This is a genomic window from Microbacterium trichothecenolyticum (assembly GCF_000956465.1).
Taxonomy (GTDB): Bacteria; Actinomycetota; Actinomycetes; order Actinomycetales; family Microbacteriaceae; genus Microbacterium; species Microbacterium trichothecenolyticum.
The window spans coordinates 175,976-196,451 of sequence record NZ_JYJA01000033.1 but is presented as its reverse complement, the minus strand read 5'-3'; the positions used below and the strand labels follow the sequence as shown (position 1 = coordinate 196,451).

Here is a 20,476-nt window from a genome sequence, read left to right as displayed (position 1 = left end):
GGAAGGACCATCCCCATGTCCCCACGCGTTCGCATTCGCACACTCGCGGTCGCCGCGGCCACCGGTGCGGCACTCTCGATCGGTCTCGTCGCGCCACCCGCGATGGCCGACGCAGGCGCCGACTATTCCGGCTCGCTCGCGAACGGCACGACCTGGCTCGCGTCCGTGCCCTCGGACTGGAACGGCACCGTCCTGCTGTACAGCCACGGCTACCGGCCCTCGTTCGTGCCGGGGAATCCGGCATCCGTCGCCCCGAACGACGACACCAAGGCGCTCCTGCTCGAACGCGGCTACGCGCTCGTCGGGTCGTCGTACGCCTCGAGCGGCTGGGCGGTCCCCACCGCCGTCGACGACCAGCTGCAGTCGCTCGACGCCATGCTCGATCAGACGGGACTCGAGCCTGAGCACATCCTCGCCTACGGCACGTCGATGGGGGGCCTGGTCACCGGGCGCCTCGCCGAGTCGGCCGGCGACGTCATCGAGGGGGCGATGCCGACGTGCGGGCTGATGGAGGGCGCTGTCGACCTGAACAACTACCAGCTCGACGGATCCCACGCGATCGCGCAGCTCCTTGCCGGTCAGGACCTCCAGATCGAGGGGTACGCGACGCTGAACGAGGCCTTCGCGACGTCGGCCGCTCTGAGCGCCGCCGTGCAGGCGGGTCAGCAGACGGCCGAAGGCCGGGCGCGCGTCGCGCTCGCTGCCGCCCTCTTCCATCTGTCGGACGGCGTGCTCGAAGCGGAGGCGACGAAGGACCCCGCTGTTCGGCAGGAGTCGCTCTACACCCAGCTGCTCGGAACGATCGGGTTCGTGACTCCGGGTCGCTTCGACATCGAGTCGACGGCGGGCGGGAACGCGACCTGGAATCTCGGGGTCGACTACGGCAAGCTCTTCGCGCAGTCGGAGGATCGCGGCCTCGTCGCCGAGCTCTACCGCGAGGCGGGCCTCGACCTCAAGGCCGACCTTGCGACACTGACGCAGACCGCCGACATCGCGGCCGACCCGGGCTCGGTCGAGACGCTGCGTGCGTCGTCGGGCCTCACCGGCGACCTGCAGATGCCCGTCGTCACGCTGCACACCCTCGACGACGTGCTGGCGCCCGTCCAGGTCGAGCAGGAGTACGCCGAGGACGTCCGCGGCGCGCACGACGCGAGCCTGCTGCGCCAGTTCTTCGTGGATCACGTCGGCCACTGCAACTTCACCGCGGCCGAGATCGCCGCGGGCATCGAGGTGCTCCAGCAGCGGGTCGAGACCGGCCACTGGTCGGGGAGCTCGGCGACGGTCATGAACCGACTGGCAGCCTCGCTCGACGACAGCGGCTCGGCGTTCGTGGCCACCCAGCCCGGCGAGTTCCTGGGCGACCGCGAGGGGCGGCGCTGACGTCCACCGGCGCGCACGCAGCGGGGCGACATCCGAACGGATGCCGCCCCGCTGCGTGTTCCCGGCGCGCCGCGTTCGCGCGTCCTCCGCGGCCGGGTCTTCCCTGTTCGGAGTCGGCCGCGTAGACTGATCGGTAATGCGAACAGTCGTTCGCACAGCGAACACCCCAGCGAGGTGCCGAATGATCGACAAGACCGTGGCGACCGTCGAGGAGGCCGTGTCCGGCATCCGTGACGGAGCGACCATCATGATCGGCGGCTTCGGCCGGGCCGGACAGCCCGTCGAACTCATCGACGCCCTCATCGCCCAGGGGGCGTCGGGCCTCACGATCATCAACAACAACGCCGGCAACGGGGATGTCGGGCTCGCGGCGCTGCTCGCCAAGAAGCGGGTGCGCAAGATCCTCTGCTCGTTCCCGCGCCAGCACGACTCGTGGGTGTTCGACGGCCTCTACCGCGCGGGCGAGATCGAGCTCGAGCTCGTGCCCCAGGGCAACCTCGCCGAGCGCATCCGCGCGGCGGGCGCGGGCATCGGCGCGTTCTTCTCGCCCACGGGCGTCGGCACCCAGCTCGCCGAGGGCAAGGAGATCCGCGAGATCGACGGCCGCTCCTACGCGCTCGAGTACCCGATCACGGCCGACTACGCCCTGGTGAGCGCGTACCGCGCGGACCGGTGGGGGAACCTCGTGTACCGCGAGACCGCGCGCAACTTCGGGCCGATCATGGCGTCGGCGGCGACCACCACGATCGTGCAGGTCGACGAGCTCGTGCCCCTCGGCTCGCTCGACCCCGAGACGGTCGTGACCCCCGGCATCTTCGTCGACCGCGTCGTCGCCGTGGGCGAGCGCGGGTGGCTCGACGCCGGCGCCTTCGTCGGGGGAGTGGACATCGAGGGTCGCCCGCTCGCCGGCGCGGCAGCATCCGGAACGGAGGTCGACCAGTGACCGAGACGACCGCGCAGGCGACGCGCATCACCCGCGAGCAGCTGGCGGCGCGCATCGCGCAGGACATCCCCGAGGGCTCCTACGTCAACCTGGGGATCGGCGCGCCCACGCTCGTCGCCGACTACCTGCCGCTGGACCAGGAGATCATCCTGCACACCGAGAACGGCATGCTGGGCATGGGCCCGTCGCCCGAGCGCGGCGAGATCGACCCCGACCTCATCAACGCCGGCAAGCAGCCCGTCACGGCGCTGGCCGGTGCCGCGTACTTCCACCACGCCGACTCGTTCGGCATGATGCGCGGCGGGCACCTGGACGTGTGCGTACTCGGCGCGTTCCAGGTGTCGCAGCGCGGCGACCTCGCCAACTGGTCGACCGGGGCGCCCGGCGCGATCCCGGCGGTCGGCGGTGCGATGGACCTCGCCATCGGCGCGAAGAACGTGTATGTCATGACCGACCTCCTCACCAAGACCGGTGGGTCGAAGCTCGTCGAGGCGTGCACGTACCCGCTCACCGGCGTCGGCTGCGTCACGCGGGTCTACACCGACCACGCCGTCTTCGACGTCACGCCCGACGGCTTCGCGGTGCGCGAGGCCTTCGGCGACAACACCGTCGAGCTCCTCGCCGAGCTCACGGGCCTGGAACTCGTGGATGCCTCGACCCGCGGCATCCGGGAAGGTGAATGACATGACCACCTACGTCTACGACGCCGTCCGCACGCCGTTCGGCCGCGCCGGCGGCGCGCTGTCGGGCGTGCGCCCCGACGACCTCGCGGCCGTCGTCATGAAGGCAACCATCGAGCGCACCGGCCTCGATCCCGCCCGCATCGACGACGTGATCTTTGGCGACGCGAACCAGGCAGGGGAGGACAACCGCAACGTCGCACGCATGGGAGCGCTGCTCGCCGGGTTCCCGACCACGGTGACCGGCGTCACGGTCAATCGGCTCTGCGCGTCGTCTGTCGAGGCGGTCATCCAAGGCTCGCGTGCGATCGACGCGGGCGACGTCGACGTCGTGCTCGCCGGCGGCGTCGAGTCGATGAGCCGTGCCCCGTACGTCGTCGAGAAGTCGCCGCGGCCGTGGCCCAGCGTCGGCAACCAGACGCTGTGGAACACGGCGATCGGGTGGCGCATGACCAACCCGAAGCTGCCGAAGCACTGGACGATCTCGAACGGCGAGTCGGCCGAGCTGATCGCCCGCGAGTGGGGGATCTCGCGCGGCGCGCAGGACGAGTTCGCCGTGCGGTCGCACCGGCTGGCAGCCGAGGCGTGGGCCGCGGGCGTCTACGACGCCGAGACCGTCCAGGTGCCGGGCGCCGAGCTCGCCCGCGACGAGGGCATCCGCGACGACACGTCGGTCGAGAAGCTCGCCGGCCTCAAGGCGCTGTTCGCCGCGGACGGCGAGGGCAGCGTCACGGCCGGCAACTCGTCGCCCATCAACGACGGCGCGTCCGCGGTCCTGCTCGGCCGAGAGGGCGTGCTGTCAACGGAGCCGCTCGCCCGCATCACCGGCCGCGCGTCCCATGGCGTCGACCCCGACCAGTTCCCGATCGCGCCGATCGAGGCCGCGAACATGGCGCTCGCGCGTGCGGGCCGGACGTGGGCCGACGTGGACTTCGTCGAGCTCAACGAGGCGTTCGCGTCGCAGTCGCTGGCGTGCCTGGCGGGCTGGCCCGATCTCGACCCCGAGAAGCTCAACATCCACGGCGGCGCGCTCGCGATCGGACACCCGCTCGGCGCCTCGGGCGCACGCATCATCGGCCACGCCGCGCACGAGCTCGCCCGCCGTGGGGGCGGGGTCGCGGTCGCGGCGATCTGCATCGGCGTGGGGCAGGGCCTCGCCGTCGTGCTCGAGCGCTGAACCGGGCGAGCGCCCCGCAGATGGGTAGGGTGAGCCGGTGACCGACGACGCGGCCCGCACCAACGACACCATCCAGTCCCTGGTCCGCGGGCTCGCGGTCATCCGCGCCTTCGATGCGGAGCACCCCGAGCTGACGCTGAGCGAGGTGGCGCGCCGTGCCGCGATCACGCGCGCGGCCGCGGGACGGTTCCTGCGCACCCTCCAGGAGCTCGGCTACGTCCGTGGTTCGGCGGGATCGGGAGTCGGCCGCACGTTCGCGCTCACCCCGCGAGTCCTCGAGCTCGGGTTCAGCTACCTCTCCGCCCTGTCGATCCCCGAGATCGTGCAGCCGCACCTCGAGCGGCTGTCGCGCGAGGTCGACGAGAGCGTCTCGGCCGCCGTGCTCGACGGGGGCGACATCGTCTACATCGCGCGCGTCCCGACGCGGCGCATCATGAGCGTGCGCATCACGATCGGCACGCGGTTCCCCGCCTTCGCGACGTCGATGGGCCGCGCGCTGCTGGCGGGTCTGCCGGATGCCGCGGTCGACGCGGTGCTCGCAGCATCCGTCCTCCCGTCCCTCACCGAGCGCACCGTGACCGACACCGTCGAGCTGCGCGCGGAGCTCGACCGCGTGCGCGCACAGGGCTGGTCCCTCGTCGACGGCGAGCTGGAGCCGGGCCTGCGCTCGGTGGCCGTGCCGCTGCACGATCGCCGCGGCGACGTCGTGGCCGCGGTCAACGTCTCGACCAGCGCCACCCGCGACACCGTGGAGCACGTCCTCGAGCGGCACCTGCCGGTGCTCCAGGAGGCCGCCGCCGCGATCGACGCCGAACTGCGACTGGTGTGACGGATGCTGCGGGCTGCGCCAGCCGTCTCAGAAGACGATCGTGTGGTTGCCGTGGCGGATGACGCGGTCCTCGGCGTGCCAGAGCACGGCCCGGGAGAGCACCTGGCGCTCGACGTCGGCGCCCCTGCGGGCGAGCTCTGCGGCGGAGTCGGCGTGGGTCACCCGGACGGTGTCCTGTTCGATGATCGGGCCTTCGTCGAGGTCGTCCGTGACGTAGTGGGAGGTCGCGCCGATGAGCTTGACGCCCCGCTCCTTGGCCTTCTTGTACGGCTCGGCCCCGATGAAGGCGGGCAGGAACGAGTGGTGGATGTTGATCACCGGCACCCCGAGCTCCTTGAGGAAGTCTCCCGACAGGATCTGCATGTAGCGGGCCAGCACCACGAAATCCACGTTCCCGCGCAGCAGCTCGAGGATCTTCGCCTCGGAGGCCGACTTGTCGGGGCCGGCGACGCCCGGCACGTGGAAGAACGGCACGCCGAACGAGCGGACGTCCTCCGCGGAGGCGGTGTGGTTCGAGATCACCATCGGCACGGTCACCGGCAGGTCGCCGCGGCGATGCCGCCACAGCAGGTCGAGGAGGCAGTGGTCCTGCTTCGACGACAGGATCGCCATGCGCTTGGGCACGGACTGGTCGGTGAGCGACCACTCCAGGTCGAAGCCGGCGAGGGTCTGGGCGATCTCGGCCTCGATGTGCGGCCGGGCGGCCGCGAAGCCCGGCCGGTGGAACACGACCCGCTGGAAGTACGCACCGCCCTCGGGGTTGTCGGAGTACTGGTCGAACGCGACGATGTTGCCGCCGATGCGCGTGATCATCGCCGAGACCGCGGCCACGATTCCCGGCTGGTCGCTGCCGTGGACGATGAGGCAGGCGTGGTCGGGATTCAGGTGCAGGGAGGCGGCCATTGTTCGATTCTGCCCTGTGCGAAGGAACGCCGCTTCTTGAGGCCGTTCCGCGCGACATGCGGGGGACAGACGGATGCCGCGGCCCGTACCCTGACGGCATGAGCGCCACCTCCGGGGCACGGGCAGCGGCCCGCGACGACCGCATCACGATGCGGTTCATGGCGGTCCCGGCCGACACCGCCGCGGGAGGCCGCTCGGTCGCGGCGGGCAGCGTCATGGAGTGGATCGACAAGGCCGGGTACGCCTGCGCGGTCGGCTGGGCGGGCGCCTACTGCGTCACCGCCTATGTCGGGAACGTCCGCCATCGGCGGCCCATCGCGCCCGGCAGCCTCATCGAGGTGCAGGCCCGCATCGTCTACACCGGGCGCACGAGCATGCACGTGGTGGTCACCGTCTCGTCGACCGACGTGAACGAGCGCCTCTACACGCCGGCGACGACGTGCATCCTCGTCTTCGTCGCGAAGGGCGCCGACGGCCGGCCCACCGAGGTGCCGGCGTGGAAGCCGGTGAGCCGGTCCGACCACAAGCTCGCCGAGGGGGCGCTGGAGAGGATCGAGTCCCGCGCCGAGATCAAGCGCCTCATGCTCGAGGAGGACTACACGGATGCCTCGACCGCCCCGCGCACCACGCTCAGGTTCCTCGCCCCGCCCGGGGTCGTGAACTTCGGGGGCAAGGCGCACGGAGGCACGGTCATGCGCTGGATCGACGAGGCCGGCTACGCCGTCGCCGCGGCATGGGCGAAGGACGGCGAGGACGCGAGTGCGGCGATCGGCGTCTACTCCGGCGGCATCCACTTCCTCGCGCCGGTCGTGATCGGGCATCTCGTCGACGTCGACGCGCGCATCGTCTACACGAGCCGGCACAGCATGCACGTGAGCACACGGGTGTGGACCGCCGACCCGCGTACGCCCGAGGACCGCACGCTCACCACGCAGTGCCTCAGCGTGTTCGTCGTGCCCGGCGCCGACGGCGTCGCCCAGCCGGTCCCGCAGTGGACGCCAGAGCTCTCCGAGGACGAGCGCCTCCAGGAGCACGTGCGCGAGATCATGGCGCTGCGCGAGGAGATCGTGCCGATCGCCGCCTCCCTCACGCTCGAGCCGTAGCCCGAGGAGCTAGGCCGCGCCGACCAGATCGCCGTTGCGGGTGAGCGTGAGATACCGCGCGACCGCATCGCGGCTCTTGGTGAGGCATGCGAGGCGGTCGTCGAGCGCCGACAGCTCGGTCGCGAGCATCTCGGCGAGTTCGCGCGAGCATGTCGGCTGCGCCAGCGCGCACTGCCGCTCGACGTCGAGAACGACCTTGGCGAGGCGCGTCGAGAGCCCCGCCTGAACGAGGCCGCGGGCGCGCGTGGCGCGCTCCACGTCGGCCTCGTCGTAGGCCCGGTAGCCGTTCGCCGAGCGCTCGGACGCCAGCAGCCCCTGCTCCTCGTAGTACCGCAGCATCCGTGCGGGGATGCCGGTGCGCTGCGACAGCTCGCCGATCTTCATGCCGCGATGCCCTCCGTGTCGATCCGTGTCGCGCGAAAGCTTGACATTGACATTGATGTCAAAGTTTAGCCTCGCTGCATGACCTCGTCCACGGCATCCGTCACCCTCCCCGGAACCTCCGTCTCGCGCTTCCCGCTGGGCGCGCTGCTGCTGCTCTCGCTGGGGGTCTTCGTCACCGTCACCGCCGAGTCGCTGCCGGCCGGGCTCATGCCCGAGATGGCCCGCGACTTCGGAGTCGATCCCCTGCGCATCGGACTGCTCGTCTCGGTGTGGGCGGTCGTGGTGATCGCCACGAGCATCCCGCTCACGCGGGCGACACGGCGGATCGACCGACGCATCGTGGTCGCCGTCTCGCTCGCGGTGTTCGCCCTGGCGAACGTCGCGACGGCCTTCGCGCCGACGTACGAGTTCGCGTTCGCGACGCGGGCGGTCGCCGCGGTGGCGCACGGCGTGTTCTGGGCGATCGTGATCGTGTACGCGTCGTCCCTGCTGTCGGGTGCGCAGCTCGGCCGCGGGCTCGCTCTCGTCACCGGCGGCGGCACGGCGGCGACGGTGCTCGGACTTCCCGTCGCGACGGCGCTCGCGCAGCTGACGAGCTGGCGGGTCTCCTTCGCGGTGATGGGCATCGGGATGCTGATGCTCGCCGCCGTCGTCTTCCGCCGGCTGCCGCGGTCGGTGGTCGAGCCCGTGCCTGCGGCCGAGCGTGCGCCGCTGCGCCACGATCGGTCACTCCCGCCGCTGGTCGCGTTCGGGATCGCGGGGCTCTTGATCGGCCTCGCGCAGTTCCTCTCGTTCGTGTACATCCGGCCGTACCTCGCCGAGTCTGCCGGCGTCGCCGACGGCTGGGCGAGTGCCCTGCTCTTCGTGTTCGGCGCTGCGGGCATGGCCGGGGTGGCGGTGGCCGGCAGCCTCGCCGATCGGTTCCCCCGTACGGCCCTGACCGCGACGCTGCTGGTGTTCGTCGTCGCCTTCGCCTCACTCGCGATCGCTCCGCACGCGACGTTCGTCGTGGTCGTCGCCCTGGCGCTCTGGGGTGCCGGCACCGGTGCGATGTTCCCGCTGATCCAGACGGCGCTCATGCGCGCAGCATCCGATCGTCTCCGCGACCTCGCGAGCGCGTCCATCGTGGTGCTCTTCAACGTCGGGATTGCCGGCGGCTCGTGGGCCGGCGGCCAGCTCACCGCGACGTACGGGCCGACGGCGAACATGGCGGTGTCGGCCGTGGTCGTGCTGGTCGCCGCCGGCCTCACCGCGGCGGGGTCCGGATTGGCGGCGCGACGGCAGGCGTGAAGTCACGCCCTCAGGGCGGGCGCTCAGGCGGGCTGGCTCACGACGGACGTCGGGCGATTCGACACGGATGCCGCGGCCTGCTCGAAGATGCCGCGCATCCAGGCGTGCTCGGGGTCGCGGCCGTGGACGGGGTGCCACCACAGTGCGTTCACGACGGGCGTCGCGTCGAAGGGCGCTTCGAGCGTGCGCACCCCCGGCACCGATTCGGCCACGTGGGCGAGACCCGCCTGGATCAGGCCGAGGCGGTTGGTGCCGGCGATGAAGTGCGGCAGTGCGAGGAAGCTCTCGACGACCGCCTCGATGTGCGGCTCGATGCCGAGCTGCTGCAGCTGCCGGGCCGCCGAGGTGAACGCCGTACGCGACTGGTAGGTGAAGACCCACGGCAGTGCGCCGAGGACGTCCATCGTGAGCTCGTCGCCGACCTGCTCGTTCGACTCGGAGGCCACGACCACCCAGCCGTCCCGCCAGAGATCCGCGTACGGGAGGTCGACGAGGTAGCCGTGCGGGATCACCATGCCGTCGGCCGAGCGCAGCCGGTTGAGGGCGTCGTCGACGATGGCCGGGTTGTGGAGCATGAAGCGGAAGCGCACACCCGGGGCGGCCTCCGCCGCGAGGCGGGACACCTCGCTGCCGATGGTGGCGAAGCCGTAGTCGGAGCCGTAGATCGAGAATTCGCGGGTCGAGTCCCTCGGACTCCACGTCGCCTGGCTCTCGAACACGCGGCGCGCGGCCTCGAGTGCCGTCGTCGTGTGCTCGGTCAGGCGCAGGGCGAGCGGGGTGAGCTCGTAGGTGTTGCCCCGGCGGGCGAGGATCTGGTCGTTGAAGTGCGTGCGCAGCCGCGCGAGCGAGGCGCTCAGTGCGGGCTGGCTCAGGTGCAGCCGCTCGGCCGCGCGCGTCACGCTGCGCTCGGTCAGCAGCGCGTCCAGGGCGACCAGGAGGTTCAGGTCGAGCCGGGAGAGCAGCGGTTGATCGGACACGACGGTGTGCTCCTCCGGGGTCGGGATGCCTCGGGCCCAGTGTATCCGTGCAATCTATGCGGCGGGTAGGTGGCATCGTCCGCGACGATGTGCGCGCGGTGTCGTAATTATGTGCGCATCACACTTACTTATGTCGAAATCAAGCCTAACGCTGATACTCTCGAAGGGACTCCCGGCCCGCAGCAGCGCGGTCCCGACCCCAGAGAGCGAGCATCGATGCTTCTCGAGAGAGATCTCATCCAGTCCGTCGGCTTCCGCAATGTGCGCGAAGGGGGTGAGACCACCGGCTTTCAGTTTCGCCTCCGCATGCCCTCGTACCGCGGCATGGCCGCATCCCTCATCGACGGCGTCGCGGTCCGCGTCGGCGATCTCGTCGACGTCCCCGCGGAGGTGCCCTGCTGGACCTTCGCCGGCCGCACGTACTCGCTGCAGGAGCTGTGGGACTCGGAGGGCGTCCGCTGGCCGCTCGAGGAGGCTGCGATCGTGACGGTGCCGCACCCGGGCGGGCTTCCCGAGGGCACGCACGAGGTCTCGATCCAGCTGCGCCTGCGCATGTCGTACATCCCCCAGGAGCACCAGCCCTCCACGTACGAGGTCTCGCGGCACATCACGCTGACCTCCTCGGAGGACGGCGGACCCTTCAAGTACGGCGTCAGTCTCTACAGCTTCATGAGCGACTACGGCACCGTCATGGACCTCGAGACGGCGCTCGCCGCGGTGGCCGACGTCGGCGCGACGGGCGTCGAGATCCTCGGCGAAGGGCACATCGAGCGGTACCCGGAGCCCACGACCGAGTGGATCGACCGCTGGTTCGCCCTGCTCGAGAAGTACTCGCTCGAGCCCACGAACTACGGCTCGTGGATCGACACCCGCCTGCACTCGAGCGGCGCGAACGCGCGCGACCTCACGGCAGCCGAGGGAGCTGCGATGCTGCAGCGCGACCTGCGCCTTGCGAAGCGGCTCGGGTTCCGCTTCGTGCGCCCGAAGATCGGCGTCGTGTCGAGCGACCTCGTCCCGCACCCCATCTGGACCGAGTCCGTCGAGCGCTCGCTCGACCTCGCGGCGGAGCTCGACGTCGTCATCTGCCCCGAGATCCACTCGCCGACCCCCATCAAGCACGAGGTCGTCGACGACTACATCGGTCTCATCGAGCGCACCGGAACCCAGCACTTCGGACTGCTGCTCGACACCGGCATCTTCCAGGACCGGCCCATCCCGCTGAAGCCCGGAGAGCTGCCGGGTCGTCGTCCCGCGTTCCTCGACGGCATCGCCGTCGACCCCGCCGACATCGCCGACATCGCGAAGTACGTCGTCTTCATCCAGGCGAAGTTCCACGACATCGACGAGAACCTCGTGGATCAGCAGATCCCGTGGGAGCCGGTGCTGCGCGCCCTCAAGGACGCCGGATACGCCGGGTACCTCTCGAGCGAGTACGAGGGCGATCGCATCCCCTGGCGCTCGATCGAGCAGGTGCGCCGGCAGCACTCCCTCATCCGATCCATCGCCTCCACCCTCTGACGAACCGCCCGAAAACGGAGAGAACCATGCCCAACGGACTCATCGCCGAAGACAGCCTCCGTCCGCACCCTGACGGGCTCGCCCTGAAACTCACGATCCCGTGGTACCGGAGCCTGTGGCTCTCGTCCGTCTCGACGCTCCGCCTCACCGTCGACGGCGTCGAGCTCCCGGCCGACGACCTCGCCTTCGAGCTCGGCGGCACGCGCTACGCGCTCGCCGAGCTGCCGCAGCAGAGCGAGACGCTGTGGTTCCTGCAGCAGCATCCGCTCCTCGTCGCACGGCTCGACCAGCCGGTCGCGCTCGGCGAGCAGCACGACGTCGAGATCTTCGGCGAGCTGCGCCTGCCGTACATGCAGATCGCGCCCGGACAGGACGGCGGCCCCGGCCTGTATGTGCCGAACATCGTGCGCCAGTCCTTCACGCTGACAGTGACGGACACGGATGCTGCGCCCCTCGCGACCGCGACCGACATCGCGCCTCCGCCGCCCGCCACGGAGGACGACCCCTTCAAGCTCGGCCTCACGCTGTACTCGGCGAGTGCGGAGTTCCGCGCGGGCTGGTACGACTTCGACGGCCTGCTCGACCGCGTGGCCGAGCTCGGCATCGGACCCGGCATCGAGATCGTCGCGTCGCAGGTGCTGCCGACCTACCCGGTGGTGTCGGACGAGTTCGTCGCGCAGTGGCGCGCCGCCTTCGACAAGCACGGCTTCGACGCGAGCTCCTTCGGCGCGAACCTCGACATGGGTCGCCGGCGCGACCGTGACATGACTCCGGACGAGGAGTTCGAGTTCAGCGAGCTGATGTTCCAGGGGGCGAAGAAGCTCGGGTTCCCGCTGGTGCGCATCCAGTCGGCGAAGCCCGAGCTGCTGCGGCGGCTGCTTCCGGTGGCGGAGCGACTCGACCTGCAGCTGGCGTACGAGATCCACGCGCCGATGGGGCCGAACGCCGAGCCGATCCTGAAGGTGCGCGACACGTACGCCGAGCTGGACTCGCCGCTGCTCGGATTCGTCGCGGACTTCTCGTCGACGATGCACAGCATGTCGCCGACGCTGCTGCGCGCCGTGGCGCGCGCAGGGCTGGATGACGCCGCGCTCGCCGAGCTGCAGCGCATCTGGGCGACCGATGCCACCATGCAGGAGCGGCAGCAGGAGTTCATCGGCTACCTGAAGTCCCGCGGCTTCGACCCGGGCCGCCTCGGCTCGTTCGCGCACCTCGCCTTCAACATGCACGGCCACGTCGACCCGCGCGAGTGGGCCGATATCATGCCGCAGATCACGCATGTCCACGCGAAGTTCTACGACATCGACGAGAACGGCCAGGAGCCCGCGATCGACTACCCGGAGCTCGTGCGCGTCTTCGTCGAGGGCGGCTACCGCGGCTATTGGTCGAGCGAGTGGGAAGGGCACGCCTTCGCCGAGCTCGGCGAAGTCGATCCGCTGCTGCTCGTCCGAAAGCAGCACGACCTCATCCGCGCCTCGATGCGCGCCGTGCAGGCGGCTCATGTCTGACACCGAGGTCGACTTCCGCACGCTGCCCCTGCCCGAGGTGCTCCGGATGTTCCGCGAGCAGGGCGAGCCGGCCGACCCGCGACCCGACATCGACACGGAGTCGCTGAAGCGCCGCTTCCCGCGCCTCGCGAACGTCGAGACGCGCGATGCCGCGATCGACGGGGGCGCCCGTGCCGTGCCGGCGCGGCTGTACACGGATGCCTCGGCCGAGGCATCCGGTCGCGCGCTCGTGTGGGTGCACGGCGGCGCCTTCATCGGCGGCCACCTCGACATGCCGGAGTCGAACTGGTTCGCGCTCGAACTCGCGGCGCGCGGCATCCCGGTGCTCGCCGTCGACTACGTCAAGTGCCTCGGCGACGTGCACTTCCCCGCGCCCTCGGACGACGTGCTCGCCGCCTGGCGGCACGCGGTCGCGCACGCGGATGAGCTGTTCGCCGCCGACACCGTATACCTCGGGGGTGCGAGTGCCGGCGGCAACCTGACCGCCGGCGCGGTCGCGCGACTGAGGGACGCCGGCGATCGGGTGCCCGACGGGCTCGTGCTCGTCTACCCGGTCGTGCATCCGAACGGACCAGCGGCCTCCGCAGAACTCGATCCCGACTCCCCGCATGGTGGCCTCGCGCTGAACTTCGCGGGGTCCGTCGAGGCGCTCGGCGATGCGCACGCCTTCGCGGCACTCGGGTCGGTCGACGGCTTCCCGCCGACGTTCGTGCTCGTGTGCGAATTCGACGGCCTGCGTCCGTCGGGCGAGGCTTTCGCACGGCAGTTGGATGCTGCCGGGATCGACGTCGCTCTCCGCCTCGAGGCCGGCGCCGACCACGGCCACATCAACGAGCCCGCCGACCCGGCCGCGCTGCCGACCATCGAAGCGATCGTGCGCTGGATCGGCGGGACGCAGTGAGCGCCGGCGATCGCTCGGCCTGGTCGTTCGGCGAAGACCTGCGTCTGCGCAAGGACGGCGAGCTCCGCCTTCTGCTGGGCGGCCAGGTGCACAACTCGTCGAGCTCGTCGACGGCATCCATCCGTCAGTCGTTCGCCCATGCGCGGGAGCTGCACGCGAACACCGTGCTCGCGCCGGTCAGCTGGGCGCTGACCGAGCCGCGCGAGGGCGAGTTCGATTTCACGCTCGTGGACGCGATGATCGACGAGGCCCGCAGCCGGGGACTGCATCTCGTGCTGCTGTGGTTCGGTGCGTTCAAGAACGCGACGTCGACGTACGCGCCGCGGTGGGTGCGGGCGGACCGGACGAGATTCCCGCGCGCCGTGGTGCACGCGAAGACCCGGGGGAGTGCCTTCCACTATTCCGGTGTGATGCCGACGCCCGTGCTCTCGGTCTTCAGCGAGGCGCTCCGCGATGCCGATGCCACCGCGTTCGAAGCCTTCATCACTCACCTCGCAGAGGTCGATCGGACCGATGTCGTCGCCCTGGTCCAGGTCGAGAACGAGTCGGGGATCCTGCGCGACAGCCGCGACCGGAGCGACCTCGCCGAGACGGCGTGGCGTCGGGGTGCGCCGGCCGCGCTCATCGCCGCCGCTCGCGAGGGCGACGAAGGGTCGCTGCTCCACTCACTCTGGGTGCACGGCGGCCGGCGTGACGCGGGCACATGGAGCGAGGTGCTCGGCGACGGCTCGGGCGCCGACGAGATCTTCATGGCGTGGTCGATCGCGTCGTACGTGCAGCACCTCGCCGAGCGCGGTCAGTCCGTCAAGCGGATCCCGATGTACGCCAACGCGTGGCTGGGTCCTCAGCCCGGGCAGGACGAACCGGGCCAGTGGCCGAGCGGCGGACCCTCGAGTCGCGTCATCGACGTGTGGCGCACGGCGGCACCCTCCCTTTCGCTCGTCGGGCCCGACATCTACGTGGACGACGCCGATTCGGCGATGCGGACCTACGCGACAGGTTCACAGCCGTTCTTCGTGCCGGAGAGCAGACTGCGCGCGGCCGAGCTCGCACGCGCCATCGGCGCCTATCGGGCGGTCGGATGGTCGGGTTTCGGCGTCGACGGAGCCAACCCCGAGGGCCAGGTCGCCGGGATGCTCGCCTACCTCACCGCCTTCGAGCCGGAGATCGCCGAGGCCCAGCGAGCCGGACGCATCGGCGCCGTCGTGGTGGAGCCGGGCGCCCCTCCGGCCGAGACCACGGTCGGGGACCTCACGGTGAGCGCTCGGGGGCTGAGTGACATCGTCCGTGACTTCCTGCTCGACGTGGGTGTGCAGCTTCCCGACGAGGCGCTGCCGGTCCCCGACGAGACTCTCCCGCGTGAGCCCGTTCCGACGCCGGGCGAGCAGCGGCCGTTCGGGCTGATCTTCGCCGTGGCCGACGACGAGCTCGTCGTCATCGGCCAGGGCGTGAAGCTCGACTTCGCCGCACCTCAGGGATCAGTGGAGGTCGACTCCGTCGTCGAGCTTCTCCTGGACGAGGGCGGTGTCGCTCCCGGTCGCGTCCTCAACGGCGACGAGCGCCTCCAGGTCGTCCCGGTGGATCGCGTCGGCGCCGCGCGAGTCGCCCTGCTCCGAGTGTCTTGAGGAACCGATGAGTCAGACCGAGTTCCCGGGAGCGCAGATCCCGCCGCATCCTCGTGACGCCGCGGCCACGCGTGGTCGTCGGCGTGACGTGGCCGCGCGAGCAGGAGAAGATCGTGGAGAGTGAGCGGATGCCGCCGACCTTCGTCAACCCCGTCCTCGGCGGAGACCGGCCCGACCCCGCTGTCATCAAGGTCGGCGACGAGTACTGGATGACGTACTCGTCGTTCGAGTCGGCGCCGGGTCTCCTGCTCTATCGCTCACCGGACCTCGTGAACTGGACCTACGCGGGGTCGGCGCTCGCCGAGCCGCTCGGCAGCACGTTCGCGGTCGACATCGCAGAGGTCGACGGGCGCTTCTTCATCTACATCCCGTTCATCCCCGCGACGTGGTCGGCACTCGATGCACCGGCGATCTTCGTCATCCACGCCGACTCGATGGAAGGCCCATGGTCGGACCCGATCGACCTGGGCATCCGGTGGGCGATCGACCCGGGGCACGTGGTCGGCGAGGACGGCAAGCGCTACCTCTTCGTCAACGGCATCCGCCGCATCGGTCTCACCGACGACGGACTCGCCACCGTCGGCGAGCTGGAGAAGGTGTACGACGGCTGGCGTTACCCCGAGGAGTGGATCACAGAGGCGTACGCGCTCGAAGGACCCAAGCTCTTCCGCCGCGGCGAATGGTTCTATCTCGTGAGCGCCGTCGGCGGCACGGGCGGGCCGCCGACCGGGCATATGGTCATCGTGGCGCGGTCCCGCTCGGTCCACGGGCCGTGGGAGAACAGTCCGCACAACCCCGTCGCCCGCACCGAGCAGGCCGCTGAGAAGTGGTGGTCGCGGGGACACGCGACGATCCTCCCCACCGGCGAAGGCAGCTGGTGGATGGTGTCGCACGGCTACGAGAACGGGTATCGCACACTCGGTCGCCAGATCCTGCTCGAGCCCATCGCGTGGACCGAGGATGGCTGGCCTGCCGCCGCGCTGGACGACATCGGAGGCGAGCTGGATGCCCCGGCCGCGGCATCCGTCCCCTCCCCGTCTCGCGGGTTCGACGACGACTTCGCCGCGCTGCGACTGGGGGAGCGGTGGACGTTCCATGCCCCTTCGCCCGGCGAGGCCGCGCGTCTGACGCTCGACGACGGCCTCGTGCTCGCGGGCAAGGGAACGGGGCCGGGCGACACGTCGCCGCTCGCACTCGTCGTCGGCGACCACTCGTACGAGGTCGAGGTCGACGTCGAGATCGACGGGGCCGAGGGCGGGCTGCTGCTCTTCTTCAACGACCGGCTGTTCTGCGGGATGGGGATCGACGGCGAACGGATGAGGAGCTACTCGGGCGGCCACGTCACGCACTGGCGCGAGCCGGCGCCCGCCGTGCGTCGCCTGCAGCTGCGGATCCGCAACGACGAGCACATCGTCACGGGCTGGTACCGCGAGCCCGGCGCTGAGTGGGTGCGGCACGCGATCCGCTACGAGACGTCGGGGTACCACGCCAACACGATGGGCGACCTGCTGAGCCTGCGCCCGGCGCTCTACGCGGCCGGCGCAGGTATGGCGCGGTTCCGCGACTTCCGGTACCGGCCCCTGCGCTGAGTCAGACGACCCGAAGCTCGACGGCCTGAGTCGAGGTGAGCGTCGCACCGACGTGCAGGCGGAAGAGGCCGGGCTCCGCGACGAACTCCGGCGTCGCGCCGGTCGTCGTCCAGAAGCCGAGCTGATCGGGGCCGATCTCGAACTCGAACACCGCGGTGCGGCCGGGCTCGATGGTCCTGCGCTCGAACGCGACGAGCCGACGGACGGGAGGAGCGATGCTCGCCACGACATCCTCGACGTAGACCTGCACGACCTCGTCGCCCGTGCGCGCCGACGTGTTGGCGACCTCGAGCGACAACGACAGCGTCGCGCCGGCGTCGAGGTCGGCGCCGCTGATCGAGGAAGCGGACAGCGTGGCCCGCGCGTGCGCGAACGTCGCGTAACCCGAGCCGTGGCCGAAGGGGAACTGCGGGCCGAGCTCGAGATCGAGGTACTTCGAGGTGTACTTGTCCTGCACGTTCGCGGGGCCGTGCAGGCCGATGTCGGCGGTCTCGGTGGTGAGAGAGCCTCCCGTCGTCGCGGGCCGCCCGGTGTTCTCGTGCGCGTAGCGGATCGGGATCTGACCGACCGATCGCGGCCACGACATCGGAAGGCGCCCGGCGGGCTCGGCGTCGCCGAGGATCACGTCGACGATCGCCCCGGCGGCCTCGGTGCCGCCGTGCCAGGCGACGACGACCGTGTTCGCGAGATCGATCCAGTCGGAGACGACGAGGGGGCGACCGGTCTCGAGGACGACGGCGAACGGGACGCCGCAGGTCGCTGCGGGAGGCCGCCTCGCCCGAGAGGGCGCTCGGCTCTCCCGCGAGGACGATCACGATGTCGCTCTCCGCCGCCGCCGCGACGGCGTCCGCGATGCCGGCGTCGTCGTCGCCCAGAAAGCCGACGCCGGGGACGACCCGCAGGTCCACGCCTGGCCGACGCGCGGCGAACTCGTCGGCGATGGTCCCTGCATCCGCGCCGAAGGACTGCGTCCAGGCGCCGAGGTGATCGGTCGAGTCGGCGTAAGGGCCCGTCAGCAGCACGCGGGCGGGTGCGCCGAGCGGCAGCGTCCCGTCGTTCTTGAGCAGCACCGACGACCGGGCGGCGGCTCGCCGCACGAGTGCCCGCCCCGTGGCGGTCGGGGCGGTGAGCTCGTCGGCCTCGCTCGCGTACGGAGAGGCGAAGAGACCGAGCGACTCCTTGAGTGCGAGCACGCGGGCGACGGCGTCGTCGAGGCGCGCGGGGTCGATCGCTGACAGCAGGGCGTCGGCGACTTCCGAAGGAGCTCCGTCCATCTCGACGTCGAGACCGGCGCGGAACGCCTGGGACGCGGCATCCGTCAGATCCTCGGCGATGCCGTGCGGAAGCAGGTTGCGCACGCCCTCGGCATCGCCCACGACGACGCCGGGGAACCCCCACTCGTCCTTGAGCACCCCGGTCATCAGCTGCCGGTTGGCGTGCATCGGCACCCCGGCGACGGTGTTGAACGACGCCATGACCGCGGCCGCGCCCTCGTCGACGACCGCGCGGAAGGGCTCGAGATAGATGTTGCGCAGCCGGTGTTCCGACACGTCGACCGCGTTGTAGTCGCGGCCGCCCTCGGGTTGACCGTAGGCGACGAAGTGCTTCGCGGTCGCGGCGATCGCGTGTGGGCCGGCGAGGTCGTCGCCCTGGTAGCCGCGCACCATCGCCCGGCCCAAGACCCCGGTGAGGTGGACGTCCTCGCCGAACCCCTCGACCACGCGGCCCCAGCGCGGATCGTGGGAGACGTCGACCATGGGGGAGAAGGTCCACGTGACGCCGCCCGAGCGTGCTTCGGCGGCCGCGAGCGCGGCGAGCTCCTCGACGAGCGAAGGGTCGAAGCTCGCGGCCTGCGCGAGCGGGACGGGCGCGATCGTGCGCTGCCCGTGGATGACGTCGAGCCCGACGAGCACGGGGATGCCGAGGCGGGTCTCGTCGACGGCGATCCGCTGCAGCGCGTTGGTCGCCGCCGCCGAGCGGGGCCAGAAGATCGAGCCGAGGCCCTCGCGAATGAGCTCTGCGACATCGTCGTGCCGCGGACGGAACACGATCTGCAGCTGGCCGAGCTTCTCGGCCGGGGTCATCTCGGCGAGCAGCCGCTGCACGCGGGCGGATCGGTTCACGTCAGGCTCCTTGGGGGGTGGATCGGGTTCGGCGTCGCGTCGTTCTCGGACGCCGGTCATGACGATGCCGCCCGGGGCGCGAGGCCCCGGGCGGCATCGTTCACCGCTGATCCCGTGGGATCACTGGTCCCAGGCGGCGTCCATGTCGGCCAGCACCTGGTCGACCGTCTTCTGACCGGTCAAGAGGCCCTGCACGCCGACGCCGAGGGCGTCGTAGACGGCGGGGTTCGGCCACGTCGCGTTCGGCAGGCCCGCGTAGTCGCCGTTCGCGAGCAGGTCGCCGATCGGCGCGTACTCCGGAAGGAGCGTTTCGGTGTCGATGCCCGTGATCGGCACCGAACCCGAGAGGTCGGCGTACGCCTTGGCGTTCTCCGGCTGGGCGACCCAGTCGAGGAAGGCCTGCGCGGACGCCTTCACGGCGTCGTCCGACGCGGCGTTGATCCCCCACGCGTAGTTGGCGCCCGTGACGGTGAAGGCCTTCTCGCCGTCGGCGGGCGGGAACGCCTGCACGTTGAGCTCGGCGCCGGTGGCGTCGCCGATCGAGGCGGCGGCGCTGCCGGGAACGGCGGCCGTCAGAGACGTCCCGCCTCCCATCCCCTGGGTGATCGAGTCGAACGTGCCGCCCGCGGCGCCATCCTGGAAGCAGCCCTTGTCGTTCATCTCGACGATGTCGTCGAGGACGTCCTTCCAGCCGCTGTCGGCGAACGTGACGTCACCGGCTGCGCGCTGCTCGTTCCAGTCCGGCGTCTGGGCGTACACGCGGGTCGCCGAGATCAGCATCGAGATGAGCCCGGTGTTGAACGAGACGCCGCCGGCGAGAACGGTGAACGACTTGCCCGCCTCCCGCGCGTCAGCGCACGCGGCCAGGAGGTCTTCGTACGTCGAGGGATACTCGGTGACGCCTGCCTCGTCGGCCGCGGTCACGTTGAACACCATCCCGACGGGGGTGAGCGCGGTCGGCTGGGCGTACGTCTTCCCGTCGATCTGGAACTCCGCCTCGCTGCCGGCGGGCAGCAGGCCCGCGGCGGTGTCGTCGAGCGGCTCGAGGAAGCCCGCGTCGGCGAGAGTGATGACCGAGATCGGCTGCCCGGTGCCGGGCGCGAGGACCATCATGTCGGCCGCGTTGCCTGCCTGAAGCTGGGTCGTGACCTGGGTGTTGTAGGCATCCGACGGGTAGGGGATGACTTCGATCGGGACGCCGGTCTCTTCGGTGTACTTCTGCGCGGTCTGGGCGTAGAAGTCGTCGGCGTCGTTCGCCTGGGCGACCATGAGGCTGAATCCGACGGTGTCCGGATCGGCTGAGCTGTCGCCACCGTCGGTGGAGCCGGAACAGCCGGCGAGGACGAGTGCACCCGCCGCAGGGATCGCGAGGAGCGACCACCGGAGGTGCCGAATGCGTGAGTGCTGTGGCATTTCTACCCTTTCATGACGTCGTTGTCACCAGCATCGGGACGCTGGCTCGGCCTCGGGGCCGCACCTCAAGCCTCGCACGATATGTAGATTTCTGACATTAGTAATGCTGATGCGCGGCAATTGGCTCGCTGAT

General features: G+C 70.7%; 17 protein-coding genes and 1 pseudogene. 12 read left to right on the top strand and 6 right to left on the bottom strand.

From position 1 onward, the window contains the following. The first annotated feature begins 15 nt into the window (after nucleotides 1–15). From RS82_RS09450 to RS82_RS09430, 5 genes are all read left to right on the top strand, one after another. Nucleotides 16–1,380 (top strand): alpha/beta hydrolase family protein, encoded by a 1,365-nt coding sequence (locus RS82_RS09450; RefSeq protein WP_045298651.1) that lies wholly within the window; start codon nucleotides 16–18, stop codon nucleotides 1,378–1,380. A 181-nt stretch (nucleotides 1,381–1,561) separates the two neighbouring features. Next, nucleotides 1,562–2,323: a 3-oxoacid CoA-transferase subunit A gene (locus tag RS82_RS09445; RefSeq protein WP_045298649.1), complete on the top strand. Its 762-nt coding sequence runs from the start codon at nucleotides 1,562–1,564 to the stop codon at nucleotides 2,321–2,323. Then, a complete protein-coding gene (locus RS82_RS09440) occupies nucleotides 2,320–3,006 on the top strand; it encodes a 3-oxoacid CoA-transferase subunit B (protein WP_045298647.1) in 687 nt (228 codons plus the stop codon). Before RS82_RS09445 ends, RS82_RS09440 begins: the two co-directional genes overlap by 4 nt. A gap of 1 nt (nucleotide 3,007) precedes the next feature. Beyond that, nucleotides 3,008–4,180 carry a thiolase family protein gene (locus tag RS82_RS09435; RefSeq protein ID WP_045298645.1) on the top strand — a complete coding sequence of 391 codons (1,173 nt, stop codon included), beginning with the start codon at nucleotides 3,008–3,010 and terminating at the stop codon, nucleotides 4,178–4,180. Between the two features lie 37 nt (nucleotides 4,181–4,217). Beyond that, nucleotides 4,218–5,009: an IclR family transcriptional regulator domain-containing protein gene (locus RS82_RS09430; protein WP_045298643.1), complete on the top strand. Its 792-nt coding sequence runs from the start codon at nucleotides 4,218–4,220 to the stop codon at nucleotides 5,007–5,009. A gap of 27 nt (nucleotides 5,010–5,036) precedes the next feature. Here RS82_RS09430 and purU read toward each other — a convergent pair whose 3' ends face one another. After that, nucleotides 5,037–5,912 (bottom strand): formyltetrahydrofolate deformylase, encoded by an 876-nt coding sequence (gene purU, locus RS82_RS09425; protein WP_045298641.1) that lies wholly within the window; start codon nucleotides 5,910–5,912, stop codon nucleotides 5,037–5,039. A gap of 98 nt (nucleotides 5,913–6,010) precedes the next feature. Between purU and RS82_RS09420 the strand changes: the two genes are divergently transcribed. Beyond that, entirely contained in the window at nucleotides 6,011–7,015 is a 1,005-nt protein-coding gene (locus RS82_RS09420; RefSeq protein ID WP_045298639.1) for an acyl-CoA thioesterase, read from the top strand. Between the two features lie 9 nt (nucleotides 7,016–7,024). On the opposite strand, the gene RS82_RS09415 is transcribed toward RS82_RS09420, so the two are convergent. After that, the gene (locus RS82_RS09415; RefSeq protein ID WP_045298636.1) at nucleotides 7,025–7,399 is read right to left on the bottom strand and encodes a MerR family transcriptional regulator; all 375 of its coding nucleotides are present in this window, start codon (nucleotides 7,397–7,399) and stop codon (nucleotides 7,025–7,027) included. Between the two features lie 78 nt (nucleotides 7,400–7,477). Between RS82_RS09415 and RS82_RS09410 the strand changes: the two genes are divergently transcribed. After that, the gene (locus tag RS82_RS09410) at nucleotides 7,478–8,689 is read left to right on the top strand and encodes an MFS transporter (protein WP_052676765.1); all 1,212 of its coding nucleotides are present in this window, start codon (nucleotides 7,478–7,480) and stop codon (nucleotides 8,687–8,689) included. 23 nt (nucleotides 8,690–8,712) lie between these two features. Here the strand turns inward: RS82_RS09410 and RS82_RS09405 are convergent, their stop codons facing one another. Then, nucleotides 8,713–9,666, bottom strand: coding sequence for a LysR family transcriptional regulator (locus RS82_RS09405; RefSeq protein ID WP_045298634.1), 954 nt, complete (start codon nucleotides 9,664–9,666; stop codon nucleotides 8,713–8,715). Nucleotides 9,667–9,882: 216 nt separating this feature from the next. Between RS82_RS09405 and RS82_RS09400 the strand changes: the two genes are divergently transcribed. The 5 genes from RS82_RS09400 (at nucleotide 9,883) to RS82_RS09380 (ending at nucleotide 16,807) form a co-directional block, all read left to right on the top strand. Next, nucleotides 9,883–11,184: a C-glycoside deglycosidase beta subunit domain-containing protein gene (locus tag RS82_RS09400; protein WP_045298631.1), complete on the top strand. Its 1,302-nt coding sequence runs from the start codon at nucleotides 9,883–9,885 to the stop codon at nucleotides 11,182–11,184. A 26-nt stretch (nucleotides 11,185–11,210) separates the two neighbouring features. Beyond that, on the top strand, nucleotides 11,211–12,692 hold the full coding sequence (locus tag RS82_RS09395) for a C-glycoside deglycosidase beta subunit domain-containing protein (protein WP_045298629.1): 1,482 nt from the start codon (nucleotides 11,211–11,213) through the stop codon (nucleotides 12,690–12,692). Continuing rightward, entirely contained in the window at nucleotides 12,685–13,593 is a 909-nt protein-coding gene (locus RS82_RS09390; RefSeq protein WP_045298627.1) for an alpha/beta hydrolase, read from the top strand. Before RS82_RS09395 ends, RS82_RS09390 begins: the two co-directional genes overlap by 8 nt. Next, complete coding sequence (locus RS82_RS09385) at nucleotides 13,590–15,218, top strand: DUF5597 domain-containing protein (protein WP_045298625.1); 1,629 nt, start codon at nucleotides 13,590–13,592, stop codon at nucleotides 15,216–15,218. Before RS82_RS09390 ends, RS82_RS09385 begins: the two co-directional genes overlap by 4 nt. A gap of 128 nt (nucleotides 15,219–15,346) precedes the next feature. Next, nucleotides 15,347–16,807: a family 43 glycosylhydrolase gene (locus RS82_RS09380; RefSeq protein WP_045298761.1), complete on the top strand. Its 1,461-nt coding sequence runs from the start codon at nucleotides 15,347–15,349 to the stop codon at nucleotides 16,805–16,807. Between the two features lies 1 nt (nucleotide 16,808). Here the strand turns inward: RS82_RS09380 and RS82_RS21810 are convergent, their stop codons facing one another. The 3 genes and pseudogenes from RS82_RS21810 to RS82_RS09370 all read right to left on the bottom strand — a co-directional run bounded on the left by RS82_RS21810 (nucleotide 16,809) and on the right by RS82_RS09370 (nucleotide 20,343). Continuing rightward, nucleotides 16,809–17,033 (bottom strand): fibronectin type III-like domain-contianing protein, encoded by a 225-nt coding sequence (locus tag RS82_RS21810; RefSeq protein ID WP_245619573.1) that lies wholly within the window; start codon nucleotides 17,031–17,033, stop codon nucleotides 16,809–16,811. Between the two features lie 213 nt (nucleotides 17,034–17,246). Then, nucleotides 17,247–18,891: pseudogene (locus RS82_RS09375) on the bottom strand (glycoside hydrolase family 3 N-terminal domain-containing protein); the annotation flags it as partial. A gap of 159 nt (nucleotides 18,892–19,050) precedes the next feature. Continuing rightward, complete coding sequence (locus tag RS82_RS09370) at nucleotides 19,051–20,343, bottom strand: ABC transporter substrate-binding protein (protein ID WP_045298623.1); 1,293 nt, start codon at nucleotides 20,341–20,343, stop codon at nucleotides 19,051–19,053. Nucleotides 20,344–20,476 lie beyond the last annotated feature (133 nt).